This window comes from Williamsia sp. z34 (assembly GCF_059553395.1).
In genome coordinates this window covers 311,622-327,341 of the sequence record NZ_JCANWW010000001.1, presented here as the reverse complement: position 1 = coordinate 327,341, position 15,720 = coordinate 311,622, and the positions used below count along the sequence as shown (strand labels likewise).

General features: G+C 64.8%; 16 protein-coding genes. 7 read left to right on the top strand and 9 right to left on the bottom strand.

Features of this window, described 5'->3' with window-relative positions; all coding sequences use genetic code 11:
* Positions 1-96: 96 nt before the first annotated feature.
* The 3 genes from AC51GT_RS01565 to AC51GT_RS01555 form a co-directional block, all read right to left on the bottom strand.
* Positions 97-723: an HNH endonuclease family protein gene (locus tag AC51GT_RS01565; RefSeq protein WP_496327636.1), complete on the bottom strand. Its 627-nt coding sequence runs from the start codon at positions 721-723 to the stop codon at positions 97-99.
* Between the two features lie 64 nt (positions 724-787).
* On the bottom strand, positions 788-3,091 hold the full coding sequence (gene recG, locus AC51GT_RS01560) for an ATP-dependent DNA helicase RecG (RefSeq protein ID WP_496324097.1): 2,304 nt from the start codon (positions 3,089-3,091) through the stop codon (positions 788-790).
* The gene (locus AC51GT_RS01555; protein WP_496327994.1) at positions 3,088-4,740 is read right to left on the bottom strand and encodes a DAK2 domain-containing protein; all 1,653 of its coding nucleotides are present in this window, start codon (positions 4,738-4,740) and stop codon (positions 3,088-3,090) included. Before AC51GT_RS01555 ends, recG begins: the two co-directional genes overlap by 4 nt.
* Before the next feature lie 236 nt (positions 4,741-4,976).
* On the opposite strand from AC51GT_RS01555, the gene rpmB reads away from it, so the two are divergent.
* Both rpmB and AC51GT_RS01545 read left to right on the top strand, forming a co-directional pair.
* A complete protein-coding gene (gene rpmB / locus AC51GT_RS01550; RefSeq protein WP_036517975.1) occupies positions 4,977-5,168 on the top strand; it encodes a 50S ribosomal protein L28 in 192 nt (63 codons plus the stop codon).
* 2 nt (positions 5,169-5,170) lie between these two features.
* Entirely contained in the window at positions 5,171-5,989 is an 819-nt protein-coding gene (locus AC51GT_RS01545) for an enoyl-CoA hydratase/isomerase family protein (protein ID WP_496327635.1), read from the top strand.
* A 92-nt stretch (positions 5,990-6,081) separates the two neighbouring features.
* On the opposite strand, the gene AC51GT_RS01540 is transcribed toward AC51GT_RS01545, so the two are convergent.
* From AC51GT_RS01540 to AC51GT_RS01530, 3 genes are read right to left on the bottom strand one after another with little or no spacing between them, the layout of a single operon-like run.
* The gene (locus tag AC51GT_RS01540) at positions 6,082-6,762 is read right to left on the bottom strand and encodes a uracil-DNA glycosylase (RefSeq protein ID WP_496323628.1); all 681 of its coding nucleotides are present in this window, start codon (positions 6,760-6,762) and stop codon (positions 6,082-6,084) included.
* Between the two features lie 6 nt (positions 6,763-6,768).
* Positions 6,769-7,290, bottom strand: a complete 522-nt coding sequence (locus AC51GT_RS01535) for a gamma carbonic anhydrase family protein (RefSeq protein WP_496323627.1) — start codon at positions 7,288-7,290, stop codon at positions 6,769-6,771.
* 44 nt (positions 7,291-7,334) lie between these two features.
* Positions 7,335-8,312: a thiamine-phosphate kinase gene (locus tag AC51GT_RS01530; RefSeq protein ID WP_496327634.1), complete on the bottom strand. Its 978-nt coding sequence runs from the start codon at positions 8,310-8,312 to the stop codon at positions 7,335-7,337.
* Between the two features lie 124 nt (positions 8,313-8,436).
* Between AC51GT_RS01530 and AC51GT_RS01525 the strand changes: the two genes are divergently transcribed.
* Together AC51GT_RS01525 and AC51GT_RS01520 are read left to right on the top strand one after the other, a co-directional pair.
* Positions 8,437-8,685: an Lrp/AsnC ligand binding domain-containing protein gene (locus tag AC51GT_RS01525; RefSeq protein ID WP_496327633.1), complete on the top strand. Its 249-nt coding sequence runs from the start codon at positions 8,437-8,439 to the stop codon at positions 8,683-8,685.
* A complete protein-coding gene (locus tag AC51GT_RS01520) occupies positions 8,682-9,227 on the top strand; it encodes a DUF3515 domain-containing protein (protein ID WP_496323624.1) in 546 nt (181 codons plus the stop codon). Before AC51GT_RS01525 ends, AC51GT_RS01520 begins: the two co-directional genes overlap by 4 nt.
* A gap of 102 nt (positions 9,228-9,329) precedes the next feature.
* Here the strand turns inward: AC51GT_RS01520 and AC51GT_RS01515 are convergent, their stop codons facing one another.
* Positions 9,330-10,325, bottom strand: a complete 996-nt coding sequence (locus tag AC51GT_RS01515; protein ID WP_496324095.1) for an NAD(P)H-dependent glycerol-3-phosphate dehydrogenase — start codon at positions 10,323-10,325, stop codon at positions 9,330-9,332.
* 125 nt (positions 10,326-10,450) lie between these two features.
* On the opposite strand from AC51GT_RS01515, the gene cofC reads away from it, so the two are divergent.
* From cofC to AC51GT_RS01500, 3 genes are read left to right on the top strand one after another with little or no spacing between them, the layout of a single operon-like run.
* The gene (gene cofC / locus AC51GT_RS01510; protein WP_496327632.1) at positions 10,451-11,146 is read left to right on the top strand and encodes a 2-phospho-L-lactate guanylyltransferase; all 696 of its coding nucleotides are present in this window, start codon (positions 10,451-10,453) and stop codon (positions 11,144-11,146) included.
* Between the two features lie 7 nt (positions 11,147-11,153).
* A complete protein-coding gene (locus tag AC51GT_RS01505; protein ID WP_496327631.1) occupies positions 11,154-13,355 on the top strand; it encodes an RNA degradosome polyphosphate kinase in 2,202 nt (733 codons plus the stop codon).
* Complete coding sequence (locus tag AC51GT_RS01500; RefSeq protein ID WP_496323621.1) at positions 13,352-14,260, top strand: NUDIX hydrolase; 909 nt, start codon at positions 13,352-13,354, stop codon at positions 14,258-14,260. Before AC51GT_RS01505 ends, AC51GT_RS01500 begins: the two co-directional genes overlap by 4 nt.
* Before the next feature lie 78 nt (positions 14,261-14,338).
* Here the strand turns inward: AC51GT_RS01500 and AC51GT_RS01495 are convergent, their stop codons facing one another.
* Positions 14,339-14,962, bottom strand: a complete 624-nt coding sequence (locus tag AC51GT_RS01495; protein ID WP_496323620.1) for an HU family DNA-binding protein — start codon at positions 14,960-14,962, stop codon at positions 14,339-14,341.
* A gap of 148 nt (positions 14,963-15,110) precedes the next feature.
* Complete coding sequence (leuD, locus tag AC51GT_RS01490) at positions 15,111-15,719, bottom strand: 3-isopropylmalate dehydratase small subunit (RefSeq protein ID WP_496327630.1); 609 nt, start codon at positions 15,717-15,719, stop codon at positions 15,111-15,113.
* Between the last annotated feature and the right edge of the window lies 1 nt (position 15,720).

Below are 15,720 nucleotides of genomic sequence, written 5' to 3'. Positions count from 1 at the left end.
GGAAGAGCGCGGAACGCAGGGCTGGGAATAGTCATCGGATGCGCCCTTGCGACGGTTGGATACGTGGTCTATATGACTTGGTTCTAGGGACTTACGTCAGCAACGGCGCAGCGCCGACCGCAGCACCGGTACCGACGACGTATCGAGATAGAGCCCGTACGTCCGCATCACCATCACGAATTGCGCCGCGTATTGGCAGTGAAACGACTTGTTCGCCGGCATCCACCGCGACGGCTGTTTGTCACCCTTGTCCTGATTGGCATCTCCGTCGACCGCGACGAGGTTGGCCGGATCGTTCGCGAAGCGTTGTCGCACTGTCGAATTCCAATTCCGGGCACCCATATCCCAGGCGAACGAGAGCGGCACGATGTGGTCGATCTGAACTTTGGCTCCGGTCCCCTGCCCCCTTCGGAAAACCACCCACCGACCGCTGTAAGGACTACGGAACTCGCCGGTGGCCACGGCCCGCCCACAACTGGTCATCACCGCAAACGTCTTGTCCTGCAGGTCGCGGTCAAGGATGTCGTTACGGGTGTCGCATCCGTTGCCTGAACCAACAGCATCGGTGTTGTCCGTCCACGCGGTACCGAAGGCGCTGCGGTCGTAGTCCGGCGCATCCGGACGCCCGGCCAGCGCCGGGATCAGCGTCAACTCACCCAACAGCCGCTGCGCGTCAGGTGAGATGTCATGCGGTCGGTTGATCGCAACACCGACGCCGGCCACCAGCACAGCCGAGACAGCAAAAGCGATCAGCCCGGCCCATATCCGGACCGGAAGCCGACCTCCGCTAGGACTTGTCCAAAAACGCGAGCCGAACCGGGCCCAGGATCGAATCGACAAGTGCGGCCATCGGTTTGTGCTCGACCAGGGTGAGGTCGGAGCTGACGACCTCGTCGGCCAACGCCCTCGTGTCGTCGATGAGGTCGGCGTCGGTGAGGAGCGAAAGGAACCGGAGCGAGGACGTCTGACCGGACTGGAGCGAGCCAAGCAGATCACCCTCCCTCCGCTGAGCCAGATCCACGAGCGACAATTCGAACCCGTCATTGGACGCCGCAACAGCCCGCAGTCGTTCCATCGCCGGTGACATATCTGCCGCTCCGGTCATCAGCAGACACAGACCCGGCAACCCGCCTCGACCGACACGACCACGCAGCTGATGCAACTGGCTCACGCCGAACCGCTCGGCGTCGACGATCACCATCGTGGTGGCATTGGGAACATCGACACCGACCTCGATCACCGTGGTGGAGACCAGGATGTCGATATTGCCCGCCGTGAAGTCGGCCATCACCTGGGCTTTGTCATCGGCATGGAGCCGCCCGTGCAGCAGTTCGATCCGATGTTTGCCCAGCGGCCCGGTGGACAGCGTGTTGAACATGTCGACCGCTGCGATGGCCGGTTCGCCACCCGCCTCGGACGATTTCTGTGCCGACTTCTGGCCGGCCGCCGTGCCGTCGTCACCGATCCGGGCGCACACCACATAGACCTGGCGTCCGGCCTGCACTTCCTCGTCAACCCGTTCCCAGGCCCGCTGCACCCATTTCGGGTTGCCCTTGGGCACCACGCTGGTGGTGATCGGCTGACGGCCGCGCGGCAGTTCCCGCAGCGTCGACGTCTCCAGATCACCGAAGACGGTCATCGCGACCGTGCGCGGGATCGGGGTCGCGGTCATCACCAGCAGGTGCGGCACGATGTCGTCGCGTCCCCGCGAGCGGAGCGTATCCCGTTGTTCCACACCGAACCGGTGCTGCTCATCGACAACAACAAAGCCCAGGTTGAAGAAATCGACATGCTCCTGCAGCAACGCGTGCGTCCCGATGAGGATGCCCACCTGCCCGGTGACCGTCTCGAGCAGCGCGGTGCGTTTGGCCGCGGTTTTCATCGACCCGGTGATCAGAGCGATCCGGGTGGCACCCTCTTCTCCTTCGAGTTCACCCTCCTTGGCCAATCCGCCCAGCATGTTCTCCAGCGTCCGGAAGTGCTGCGCAGCAAGCACTTCGGTGGGCGCAAGCAGCGCGCACTGGTAACCGTTGTCGATGACCCGCAGCATGGCCAGCAACGCCACCAGGGTCTTACCCGATCCGACCTCACCCTGCAGCAGCCGGCTCATCGGCGCGACCTTCGTCTGCCCGTCCGTTTCCGGCCGGGCCATATCCGCGGTGATCTCGCCGATGACCTCGTTCTGGCCTTCGGTGAGCGTGAACGGCAGGCGCTTCATGAATCGGTCTTCGAGACCACCGTCGACATGCGGGCAGGACGGTCCCTGGGCGCCGCGATCGACATACCTGCGTTGCGCCAACGCCAGTTGCAGCGCCAGCGCCTCATCGAACTTCAGCCGCGCCGACGCCTGATCGATGTCGTTCTGTCCCTCGGGAATGTGGATCTTGCGCAGCGCCTCGTCGGCGCCGATCAGTCCGCGGGCCTTGCGTTCGTCGTCCGGCAACGGATCCTCGATCGGGTCGAGGTAACCCAGTACGGCGCGCACACACTGCCAGATGGTCCAGGCCTGCAGCTTGGCCGTGGCCCGGTAGACCGGGATGACATCGCGCAGGAACTCGGAGAAATCTATTGTGCCATCGACCTTTTCACCGCTGCCGGCGTCGGTCGCAAGCGCCTTCGCGATCCCCTGCATCAGGGCCGAACCCACCGCGTCGTCCGCTTCGATCGACGTACCGTCCTCGGGGAGCTTCAGCCAGTTGGGGTGCGTGAGCTGCAGCTCCTTGTTGAAGTACTTCACCTCACCGGCCATCATCACGCGGGAGCCCTTGGGGAGCTTCGACGCGATCCAGGGCGAGTTGAAGAACGTCACCGAGATGCGGAAATTGCCGTCGAACACAACAAGTTTGGTCATCTTGCGGCGCGAGTTCCGGATCGGGATGGTCTTGCTGTCCTCGACCCTGGCCACCACCGTCAACCGCTCGCCCGGCTCGGGTTTGCGCTCCCCCGACAGATCACCTTGCTTGACGTAGCGATCCGGCACGTACCGCAACAACTCGCCGACGGTGGTCACGTTGATCTGCTCGGCCAGCAGATCGGCAGCCTTCGCTCCCAACACGACATCGAGCGACTCCGACAATGCCACCACTGCTATTCGACTCCCACCTGAAGCAGTTCGCCCACCTGCCCACCTGGAAAGCTCACGAACTCGACCCCCGGGTGCACGGTGTTCACGTGATGCTCGAGTTGTTCGAGCACCGCGGGATCAAGATTACGCCCGGCCAGCACACTGACCATCTCGCCACCGGTGCTCAGCAGCAGGTCTACCAAACCCGCTGCAGCGCCGATGATCTCGCGATGGATGACGAGTACACCGTCACCGATGAGTCCCAGGTGATCACCCGGTTCACAGGTTCCGGCAAACGTCAGGGTGCGTTCGGTGGCCGTGACCACGGCACCGAACCGGGTGGCCGCGGCGGCGTCGGCCATCGCGTACGCATCGTCGTCGGGCAGTTGCCCCGGGTCGTGAACCGCCATCGCCGCCAGGCTCTGGACCATCGAACCACCCGGCAGGATCACCACCGAACGTTCGCGCGAGCGCGCGGCCGCCGCCACGGCGACCAGGTCCTGGGCCGGCAGGGCTCCGTTACCCATCAGGATCACGTGTGCGCTGTCGACATCGATGATCGCCTTCGCCAGCACCTCGGCATCCAACTCGCCCTCGCCGCCGGTATCGGCCCGAACAACCACCGCGCCTTCCTGCTCGAACAACTCCGCGGCCTCGTCACCGGTGACAACGGCAACGACAGCGCGATTGCGCCGGGGCGGACGCGAGGCCTTGTCGTCTTGTCCGCGGTGGGCGTCGAGGAGGAAGCAGCTGATCCTGATGTCGCTCACTCGACCGAGGGCCACGCCCGCCTCGATTACGGCACCTGGCTCACAGGTGTGGACGTGGACGGAAAAACGTTCGCCGACACCGTCGTCCGCGCTGTCCCCGACGATCACCACGGCATCGCCGATCTCACCGAGATTGGTGCGCAGTGTCGAGATCTTGTCGGCGGCCGCACCGCCCAGCAGGTACATCACCTCGAAGTCCATCTCGTTGTCGCTGTCACACGACTCGCCGATCCGGTGCCCGATCCGATCCCCGCCTCCGACCAGTGCGCCCTGGTACCGCCGGCGGCGAGCGGACACACCGGTGAGCACTTTGACCAGTTCGTCGAAGATCACCAGCAGCCCTCGGCCACCGGCGTCGACCACTCCGGCCTGGGCCAGGACATCGAGCTGGGACTGGGTGAGGTCGAGGTCCTCGGCGCAACCGTCGGCGATGGCGCGGGCCAGGTCGGCGGGGGTAGACGCCGCGTGGTCGGCGGCGTTCTCGGCCGCCCGCCGCAGCAGCGTCAGCACCGTACCCTCACGGGGTTCGCTGACGGCCCGCGTCGCGGCGAGCGATCCCAGCCTCAGGCCGGCAACCCACAGACTGTTGAAGGAGACGCGACGTTCGACGGCATTGATCTCGGCCGCATCGGCCAGGCCGACGAGGACCTGCGAGAGGATGATCCCGGAGTTGCCGCGGGCCTTGGCGACGGCACCCTCGGCCATGGCCCGGGCGACCGCCGGAGTGTCCGCGTTGTCGTCGAGTGCGTCCACCGCCTCGGCGGCCACCTTCATGGTGTGCAGCATGTTGCTGCCGGTGTCGGAGTCCGGGATCGGGAAGACGTTCAGGTCATTGATCTCGGCGCGCACCAGATCAAGACTGGTCACGGCACCGTGGATCCAGTCCCGCAATACACCCGGGTCCATCGCCGGTGCCCCGACCTGATCCACCACGTGCCGCACCTCCTTCTTGTGGTCTGACCCACAGACTAATCTGAGAGGCCGACACGTCGTTCACGACCATCTCTGGTCAGGCCTTCGACCACCATTTGGATCACAGACCCCGTGGCGGCTAAGCTTGCAGGGTTGCCCTTTGGGTGTCGACACCCGTGTCGGCTCCTCTGGGCCGATGACCACCTAATTTCTCATGAAGGAGTTCGACGATGGCTGCCGTCTGCGACGTATGCGCCAAGGGCCCCGGCTTCGGTAAGTCGGTCTCGCACTCACACCGGCGTACAAACCGGCGCTGGAATCCCAACATCCAGTCCGTGCGTGCGCAGGTCGCCCCCGGAAACCGCAAGCGGATCAACGTTTGCACCTCCTGCCTGAAGGCCGGCAAAGTCGTTCGGGGCTGAGTGTGACCGAGTTGCGGTCGTCCTCGACCGATTTCGACTCAGTTCAACTCACCGATGGTGTGCTCCGCATCGCCATCGCCTCGGACAAGGCCGGTAACTCGCTGGACCGGGCCTACTTCGATCGTGGCGCTGTTGCGCTGCGTCAGTTGGCACGCGGCGAGATCAAGGCGGGCGCGGTACTGCTCGTCGGCACCGGAGCGAATTTTTGCGCGGGCGGCAACGTCCGCGACTTCGCTGCTGCCGACGATCGTGCCGAGTTCCTGGCCGGACTGGCCGGAGACTTCCACGACTTCATCCGGGCACTGACCGCTGCGAACGTACCCGTCGTCGCGGCTGTGCACGGCTGGGCCGCGGGCGCCGGAATGAGCATCGTCACGCACTGTGACGTTGCCATCGCCGGTACCTCGACAAAGCTCCGTCCGGCGTATCTCGGCATCGGACTGTCCCCCGACGGTGGCCTCACCTGGTCGCTGCCGCGGGTCATCGGCGCCGCACGTGCACGCGAGATCATCTTGACCAACCGCGCGATCGATTCCGCCGAGGCACTCGACCTCGGACTGGTCTCACGAGTGGTCGAAGACGATCAGGTGCTGATCACCGCCGAGGCTGCTGCAGCTTCGATCGCGGCCGGCCCGTGGCGCACGCTCACCGCGACGCGCAAGCTCCTGAACGCATCGGCGACCCGCTCGCTCACCGAGCAGCTCGACGCCGAGGCAGAGTCGATCGCCGCGCTGTCGGCCCTTCCGGACGGCATCGAAGGTGTCAACGCATTTGTCGGCAAGACCAAACCGGACTACGCGGCCGTGAACGCCGAGCGCTGAGTCGTCGATCGCATATTCAAACCTGAAAATGGCCACCCGCTTTCGCGGGTGGCCATTTTTTTGTATTCCCCGGCTGTGAGTTCAGTGTCCGATCAAGGTAGGCGCCAGTCGATTTCGGCGCCGCCCTGCTCCACCAATGCGGCATTGGCACGCGAGAACGGCTTGGAACCGAAGAATCCCCGACGGGCCGAGAGCGGCGACGGGTGCGGCGAGACGATCGTCGCGACCCCCGGTAGCCACGCCTGCAACGACGCCGCATCCTTGCCCCACAAGATGGCCACCAGCGGTTGATCTCGGGCCGCCAACGCTTTGATGGCGCACTCGGTGACCGCCTCCCAGCCCTTCCCGCGATGACTCCCGGCCGACCCCGGCGCCACGGTGAGCACCCTGTTGAGCAGCAGAACCCCCTGCTTGCTCCACGGTGTCAGATCGCCGTTCGACGGCCGCGGAAATCCGAGGTCGTCGGTGTATTCGGTATAGATGTTGCCCAGGCTCCGCGGTACCGGTTTCACCTCGGGTGCCACCGAAAAGCTCAGGCCGACGGCGTGGCCCGGTGTCGGGTAGGGGTCCTGCCCGACGATCAGAACACGAACCTGGTCCAGAGGATTCGTGAAGGCGCGCAGGACATTTCCGCTCTCGGGCAGATACGTCCGGCCCGCAGCCAGTTCGGCCCGCAGGAAATCTCCCATCCGGGCTACGTCGTCGGCGACCGGCGCGAGCGCACTGGCCCAACCCGGATCCACCAGTTCCGAAAGTGGTTGTGCGTCAGACATTGCCGGCTAGTCCAGCCGACGCAGCGCGGTGCGATAGTACGCAGCATTCGCCGCGTAGTTCTCTACGCTCATCTCGATGTGCCCCTCGGCGACCACGTAACCCTCACGGATCTTCGCCGGGACCCCCAGTGCCATCGAGCGTTCGGGGAGTTCGAAGCCGTATGCAACCACCGCGCCGGCGCCGACGATCGACCCGGCCCCGATCTGGGAACCGTTGAGTACCACCGATCCGGATGCGATCAGGCAACCATCGCCGATGGTCGCACCCTCGATGTGTGCGTTGTGCCCGACCACGCAACCAGCACCGATCACCGTCGGATGCACGGGTGTGCAGTGGATTACGGTGCCGTCCTGGATGTTCGTCTTCTCACCGATGTGGATCGTCCCGTAGTCACCGCGCAACACAGCGCCCGGCCACACGGACACGCCGGCCGCGAGGGTCACCGCGCCGATCACCACGGCATCCGGGTGTACGTAGGCGCCTTCGCCCAGTTCGGGTTCCCGATCATCAAGTGCGTAAATAGCCATGAACGTCACAGTATCGGGTAGTGCCGAACAGCACCTGCACCCCTTTAGAACGTATGCCAACCCGCTTCGAGGTCGACCGCGTCCATGCCACGCACGGTGACCGGGGGCTCGGCGGGGCCGGCGTGCACCGAACCGATCGCCGTCCACCCGACCGGAAGCTCCCCCGCAGCAAAGGTGGCCAGCAACTCATGATCTTCACCACCGGTTGTCGTCCAGCGGTTCATGTCGACGCCGAGCCGGGCTGCGGCAGCCGGCAATTCGGGCACCACCGGGATGGCCGCAGCATCGATCTCGATCCGCAGCCCGGCGGCCCGCGACATCGTGTGGAGCTCCCGCATCAGGCCATCGGAGATGTCGGTCATCGAATGAACGCCCGCCTCCGCAGCAGCGACACCGAGTTCCAGGTGCGGTTCCGGCGCACAGTGTGCGCGCACCAAGTCGGTGAAATCGCCGATCCCGGCCGACAACAACTCCATGCCGGCAGCAGAAGACCCCAGCGGTCCCGACACCGCGACCACGTCACCGACCTGCGCCGTCGACAACCGCACCGGGGTACGGGCATCCATGGCCCCGATCGCGGTCACCGCGAGCACCAGCTGATCGCCGGCCGTCAGATCACCGCCGACGACGTTCGCGCCGTACCGCCGGGCAGCCTCGCGCATTCCGTCGCGCAGGCCCACCAGAGTGGCGACCGGAATGTCTTTCGGACAGGTCACCGATGCGAGAAAGCCGGTGACCCGGCCGCCCATCGAGATGACGTCCGCCGCGTTCGCGACCACAGCCTTGAACCCGATCTGCTCCGGACTGCTCCAGTCCATGCGGAAGTGCCGACCGTCGACAAGCGCGTCGGTGCTGACGACCACCGGGCCGCCACCGGCGAGCACGGCGGCGTCGTCGCCGGGACCGACCAGGACCATGTGATCGCCTCTGGCGTCGTCGTCGGGGGTCGTGAACAGATCGATCAGCACTTGCTCGCCGACCTCACTGACCGTGGGAACCGGATCGGGTGACAGCGTTCTCACCGCGCCTTTCGTTTGGATGTCGGCCTGCTTGATTGGCGACTCGGCGCCGTTGTCGGTGACAATATGTGCCAGTCTATTTGGGTCAGCCGCTCCGCTGATCATCGTCGTGAACGAAAGGAACGCCGTGGTTCAGGCTTACATACTGATCCAGACCGAGGTCGGCAAGGCTGCGGTGGCCGCAGCAGCGATCTCGGATATCGCCGGCGTTGCCTCGTCCGAGGAGGTCAGCGGACCGTACGACGTCATCGCGCGGGTCGACGCGGCCAACGCGGCCCACCTCACCGAAGAGGTGGTCCCGAAGATCCAGCAGGTCGATGGGATCACCCGAACCCTGACATGTCCTGTCGTGACCGGCACCCCGAGGCTGGTGTGAGCGAGTCAGCCCCGAGCCGCGCAGGTCGCCTGCACCCGGCGGTCATCGCCACCATCATCACGATCCCGGTCATGGTGATCGTGGCCTTCATCACCTACGCGGTCATCAAGACCGACGACAACACCTCTGCCGATACGCCTCTCAAGTCGATGGCGGCACCCGAGCAGTCCTCACCGGACTGCGCGGCGCTCGTCGCCGCGCTGCCGGAGACATTCGACGGATTCGGCAAGAAGACGGTGTCCGACGACGGCATGGTCAGTTGGCCGCCGGGAGAACAGGTACCCGGACCGGTCCAACTGCGCTGCGGCGTCGATCGACCCGAGTCACTGTCCCCCACCTCGGGCCTGCAGGTGGTCGATCCGGTGCAGTGGTTCCTGGTGTCGGCGACCACCGAGGCACCAGGGTTCCTCTGGTACGCCGTCGACCATCGCCCCTACGTGGCGATCTGGCTTCCCGAGAATGTGGGAAATGCTCCGATTCAACAGTTTTCACAGTTGATCGACGAATACCTGCCCACCGCCCCGATCGATCTCGGCAACTAGTCCTTCAACTCCGAGTTCGGCGTGACGGAGTCACTCGGGTTTGGCGTGACGGAGTCACTCGGGTTTGGCGTGACGGAGTCACTCGGGTTTGGCGTGACGGAGTCACTCGGGTTTGGTGCGCCGGCCGAGCAGCGAATAGATGGCGTCGGTGACGGTCAGACCCTCGTGACACACCTGGTGGACCGCGTCGGTCAACGGCATGTCGACATCGTGCTTCTGCGCGAGCGCACGTACCGACGAACATGATTTGACGCCTTCGGCGACCTGACCGTGGGTCGCCTCCTGCGCCTCGGCGAGTGTCTTGCCTTCGCCGAGGCGGCTGCCGAAGGTCCGGTTGCGCGAGAGCGGTGACGAGCAGGTGGCCACCAGGTCACCGATGCCGGCCAGACCCGCCAACGTCTCCGGGCGCGCCCCCAGGGCGACCCCGAGGCGAATGGTCTCGGCCAGCCCCCTGGTGATGATCGAGGCGCGGGTGTTGTCGCCCAGTCCGACCCCCGAGGCCATGCCGCAGGCCAGTGCGATGACGTTCTTGACGGCCCCACCGACCTCACAGCCGACCACGTCGGTGTTGGTGTACGGGCGAAAATACTTGGTGCTGCAGGCTTTTTGAATCTCGCGGGCGCGGACCTCGTCCGCGCATGCCACGACGGTGGCCGCCGGCTGTCCGATGGCGATCTCCCCGGCCAGGTTCGGTCCCGACAACACGGCAACCCGATCCGCGGACGCCCCGCTCACCTCGGTGATGACCTCACTCATCCGCAGCAGGGTGCCGGTCTCGATGCCCTTGGCCAAGGACATCAGTGTTGCCGTATCACTCAGATGCGGTAGCCAGGTCTGCATACTCGTGCGCAGCGATTGGGACGGCACCGCGCACACAACCAGATCCGCACCATCGAGCGCCTCTGCCAGATCGGCACTGGCGCGCAGCTCCGGCGGCAGCGTCACGTCCTGGAGGTAGTCGGGGTTGGTGTGCGTCTGATTGATCGCGTCGGCCAACTCCGGCCGGCGCGACCACAGGATCGTCTCGGTACCGGCCTCCACCAAGACCTTGGCCATCGCCGTGCCCCATGAACCCGAGCCCATGACGACCGCCCGCATAACGCCACCCACCACTTCGTCTCCTCGACTGTGTGCGGTCTCTCCGCGACGCTCCAAGCCTAGAGGTCGGTGCCAAGGCGGGGTACCTTTTCACCCCGGTGAGGGCGGCGACCATGATGGACCCCATGGAAACGCGGCCGATCGCAGTCGTCATTGCGGTCAAAGAACTCAGCGGCGCCAAAACGCGGCTGGCTCCGGCCATCGACCACGATGGACGCCGCGCCCTGGTTCTCGCGATGCTCGAGGACACGCTCACCGCAGTGGCCGACACCGGGCTCGACCGGGTCGTCGTGGTGTCCCCCGACCAGGCCGTGGCCACCACCGCCGGCGCGTTCGGCGCCGAAACGGTCGTCGACCGGGGTGACGTCCTCAACCGGGCGTTCGCGATGGGTATCGACCACGCACTGTCGCGATGGCCCGGCAGCCGAATCCTGGTGCTGCAGGCCGATCTGCCCGCCGCGACTCCGGCCAGCCTGATTGCGGCCATCGCCGAGTCTGCGCCCCTGACCTCCTCGTACATTCCCGATCACGCCGGGACCGGAACCACCGCACTGTTTCTCGACCTAGAAGGCCCACACACCACCGACTTCCTGCGTTTCGGCGCGGACTCCGCGCAGCGTCATTCCGACCACGGCGCCGTCGATCTCGTCGACGATTCCGACCGCTGGCCGGACCTGCGGATCGATGTCGACACCATCGACGATCTGCGCACCGCCGCGCAGTTCGGTCTCGGTCGGGCGACCTCGGCGATCGTGACCCGCCTGCATCTGAGTGAACAATCACAAACTCGCGATTCCACAGTCCGGCCCGATGCGCCATGATGGTCACGTGAGCACAGCAGATACGACGCGCCAGTCGTCGAACCCTCCCTCGATGCCGACAGCACCACCGGCGGCGACCGCTCTGCCGACCAGCACAGCCGACCTTCCCGAAGATCGTTATCTCAACCGGGAACTGAGTTGGCTCGATTTCAACGCCCGGGTGCTGGCGCTGGCCGAGGACACATCGCTACCGCTGCTCGAACGTGCCAAGTTCCTGGCGATCTTCGCTTCCAATCTCGATGAGTTCTTCATGGTCCGGGTCGCCGGGCTCAAACGCCGCCACGAGACGGGATTGTCGGTTCGTTCGGCCGACGGTCTGTCGCCCCGTGAACAGTTGGCGCTGATCGCCCAACGCACCCAGGTGCTGGCCGACCGGCATGCCCGGGTCTTCCTCGACTCGGTACAACCGGCGCTGGCGGACAACAACATTCACATCGTCACCTGGGAAGTGCTCTCGGACGACGAGCGGCGCCGGATGAGCGAGTATTTCCATGAAGTGGTCTTCCCCGTGCTCACGCCACTGGCCGTCGACCCCGCTCATCCGTTCCCCTACATCTCGGGTCTGAGCCTGAACCTGGCCGTGACGGTGAAGGACGTCGGCAAGGGCGGCGAGCATTTCGCCCGCGTCAAAGTCCCCGACAACGTCGACCGTTTTGTCCGGGTGGACCATTTGATGCCGGCCCAGTTCCGCCACCTGTATGCGAAAACCGATACCGCACCGGCCAAATCGATCCTCCTTCCGCTGGAGTATCTGATCTCGGCACATCTCGACCATCTGTTCCCGGGTATGGAGATCGTTGAGCACCATGCCTTCCGGATCACGCGTAATGCCGACTTCGAGGTCGAGGAAGACCGCGACGAAGACCTGCTCCAGGCCCTCGAACGCGAACTCGCGCGCCGACGCTTCGGTTCACCGGTCCGGCTGGAGATCGCCGGCGACATGACCGAGCACATGCTCGAACTGCTGCTGCGCGAACTCGATGTCGATCCGGCCGACGTGATCGAGGTGCCCGGGTTGCTCGACCTGTCGAGCCTGTTCCAGGTCGCCGGGATCGATCGCCCCGCGCTCAAGGACCCACCGTTCGTCCCGGCCACCCACCCGGCCTTCGGTGAACGTGAAACGCCGAAGAGCATCTTCGCCACGCTGCGCGAGGGAGATGTCCTGGTGCATCACCCGTACGACTCGTTCTCCACCAGCGTGCAACGGTTCATCGAGCAGGCGGCCGCCGATCCCGATGTCCTGGCCATCAAACAGACCCTCTACCGAACCTCCGGCGACTCCCCTATCGTCAACGCCCTCATCGACGCCGCGGCAGCGGGCAAACAGGTGGTGGCGTTGGTCGAGATCAAGGCGCGCTTCGACGAGCACGCAAACATCAAGTGGGCCAGGCAGCTCGAGCAGGCCGGCGTGCACGTGGTCTACGGGCTCGTCGGACTGAAGACCCACTGCAAGACCTGCCTGGTTGTTCGGCGTGAGGGCTCGACGATCCGGCGCTACTGCCACATCGGAACGGGCAACTACAACCCCAAAACCGCACGGCTCTACGAAGACATCGGTTTGTTCACCGCCGCGCCGGATATCGGTGCGGACCTGACCGACCTGTTCAACACGCTCACCGGCTACTCGCGCAAGGTCGAGTACCGCAACCTCCTCGTGGCACCACATGGTGTCCGGGCCGGGATCATCGACCGCATCGGCGCCGAGATCGAGCGAGCGCTGAGCGGACACGCCGATGTCCGAATCCGATTGAAGGCCAATGCGCTTGTCGACGAGCAGGTCATCGATGCGCTGTACCGGGCATCACAGGCCGGTGTCCCGGTCGATGTGGTCGTGCGCGGTATCTGCGCTCTTCGTCCCGGGGTGCCCGGCCTCAGCGAGAACATCACGGTGCGGTCGATCCTCGGACAGTTCCTGGAGCATTCGCGAGTGTTCCACTTCCAGTCGATCAACGAGTTCTGGTTCGGCAGCGCGGACATGATGCACCGCAACCTCGACCGACGCGTCGAGGTGATGGCGCAGGTTCGCGACCCGAGACTGACCCGCGAACTCGACGACATCTTCGCCTCTGCGATGGACCCGACCACCCGCTGTTGGGTGCTCGGGCCGAATGGCAGCTGGACGGCTTCACCCGCAGCGGGTGAAGAGGTTCGCGATCATCAGCGTCAGATGATGCGCCGCAACCGTCGTCGGGCCGACCTGAGCCAGTGAGCAAGTCGGCAAGCGGCAACGGCGCGGTCGTCTACGCGGCCGGTGGCGTTGTATGGCGCGAGAATCCGGACGGGGAGATCGAGGTCGCGATCGTCCACCGTCCCCGCTACGACGACTGGACCCTGCCCAAGGGCAAGGTCGAACCCGGGGAAACGTTCCTCAGCGCGGCGGTCCGTGAGATCGGTGAGGAGACGGGCTACCGCGTTCGACTCGGCAGGCATGTGCGGATGGTCAGCTACGACCTTCGCGGTCCCGGCCGCAAGCACGTTCACTACTGGTCGGCAGAAGTTGTCTCCGGTGATTTCACGCCCAATGATGAGGTTGACGACTTGCGTTGGCTTTCAGTGGAATCGGCACAGTCCACGATCTCCTACCACCTGGACAGGAAGGTTCTGAAGTCCTTTCAGAACCTGCCGGCAAAGCTCGATGTCCTTCTGCTGGTCAGGCACGCCAAGGCCGGCCGCAAGTCCCGGTACAAGGGCGACGACCGGTTACGTCCGTTGGACAAGGTGGGTCTGGCACAGGCGCAGGCACTGGTGTCACAACTGGTGTTGTTCGGCCCCACCGATGTCCATTCAGCGGACCGGGTGCGATGTGTCCAGACCGTCGCACCACTGGCCGGCGAACTCGACATCCACATCGAGGCCGAGCCGTCGCTGTCGGAAGAGTCGTTCGCCGATGACCCGAAGAGTGGGCGCAGGCGAATACGAGAGATCGCCCAGTCGAGCGGTACTCACGTCGTGTGCAGTCAGGGCAAGGTGATTCCCCCGCTACTGAAATGGTGGGCTGCACAGGACGAGCTGAAGCTCCCGGCATCGCGAAACCGGAAGGGAAGTTTCTGGGTGCTCTCACTGCACAACGGGAAACTTGTCGACGCCTACCACGTCGACAGCCCGATGGGTTAGCCGTCGGTAACCGAAATGCCTTGAACGCAAAACAAACCCCGGTGGAGGGAAGGTCCACCGGGGTTTAGTTTGTGTACGTCAGCGCTTTTTGGCCGGAGCCTTCTTCGCTGGAGCCTTCTTGGCGGGTGCGGCCTTCTTGGCCGGAGCCGCCTTCTTGGCTGCAACCTTCTTGGCAGGTGCGGCCTTCTTGGCCGGAGCAGCCTTCTTGGCGGGTGCGGCCTTCTTCGCCGGAGCCGCCTTCTTGGCCGGAGCCGCCTTCTTGGCTGCAACCTTCTTGGCAGGTGCGGCCTTCTTGGCCGGAGCAGCCTTCTTGGCGGGTGCGGCCTTCTTCGCCGGAGCCGCCTTCTTGGCTGCGGTCTTCTTGGCCGGCGCTGCGACAGTTGCACTGCCGCGCTTGACGGCCGGGCCCGATGCGCTCAGCTTCTGCTTGCCGGACACAACGAGTTTGAACTGTGCGCCCGGGCGGAATGCCGGCACCCAAGTCGGTTTGACCTTGACGGTTTCGCCGGTGCGCGGGTTGCGAGCAACCCGAGCGGCGCGACGCCGTTTTTCGAAGACACCGAAACCGGTGATCGTCACGCTCTCACCTTTGTTCACCGCCCGCACGATTGTGTCGACGATGTGCTCGACGGCGTCAGTAGCCGTACGGCGATCGGTCCCCAACTTCTTTGTTAGTTCTTCGATGAGCTCTGCCTTGTTCATGGATTCAACCTCCGCAAACTGTTGACCCACTTTGGGCCATCTAAATGAACACGGTAAACGTCAAATCGCAAAAGGTCCACGATCCACGCCAAATTCGCCCGGCGTGGCGAAAGGTAAGCCGTCTAACAGGTTACAGCCGCACCCTCCGTCAGCGCCCCGACACGGGCTCCGGCAGGGTCTTCGGTTTCCATACGGGCCTTGCCTTTTCATACTCGGAAATGGCCTCCACCTGCCGCAATGTCAATCCGATGTCGTCCAGACCCTCCATCAGACGCCACCGCGTGTACTCATCAATTGCGAAGGGCACCACTAGGTCCGCTGCCGTGACCGTCTGATCTTCAAGGCTCACCGTCAGTTCCAGCCCGGGCTGCTCCTCGAGGCGCTTCCAGATCAGTTCGACGTCCGACTGGTCCACCTGCGCGGCCACCAACCCGGCTTTTCCGGCATTGCCGCGGAAGATGTCGGCGAACCGGGACGAGATCACGACCCGAAAACCGAAGTCCGATAACGCCCAGACCGCATGCTCGCGGGACGATCCGGTACCGAAGTCGGGGCCTGCCACCAGGACCGATCCGTGGTTGTACGGCTCCACATTCAGGATGAAGCCCGGGTCCGCGCGCCAGCCGGCGAACAGGCCGTCCTCAAATCCGGTGCGAGTCACCCTCTTCAGGAACTCCGCCGGGATGATCTGATCTGTGTCGACGTTGCCCTGGCGAAGCGGAACGCCGATTCCGGTGTGGATGCTGATCGGTTCCATG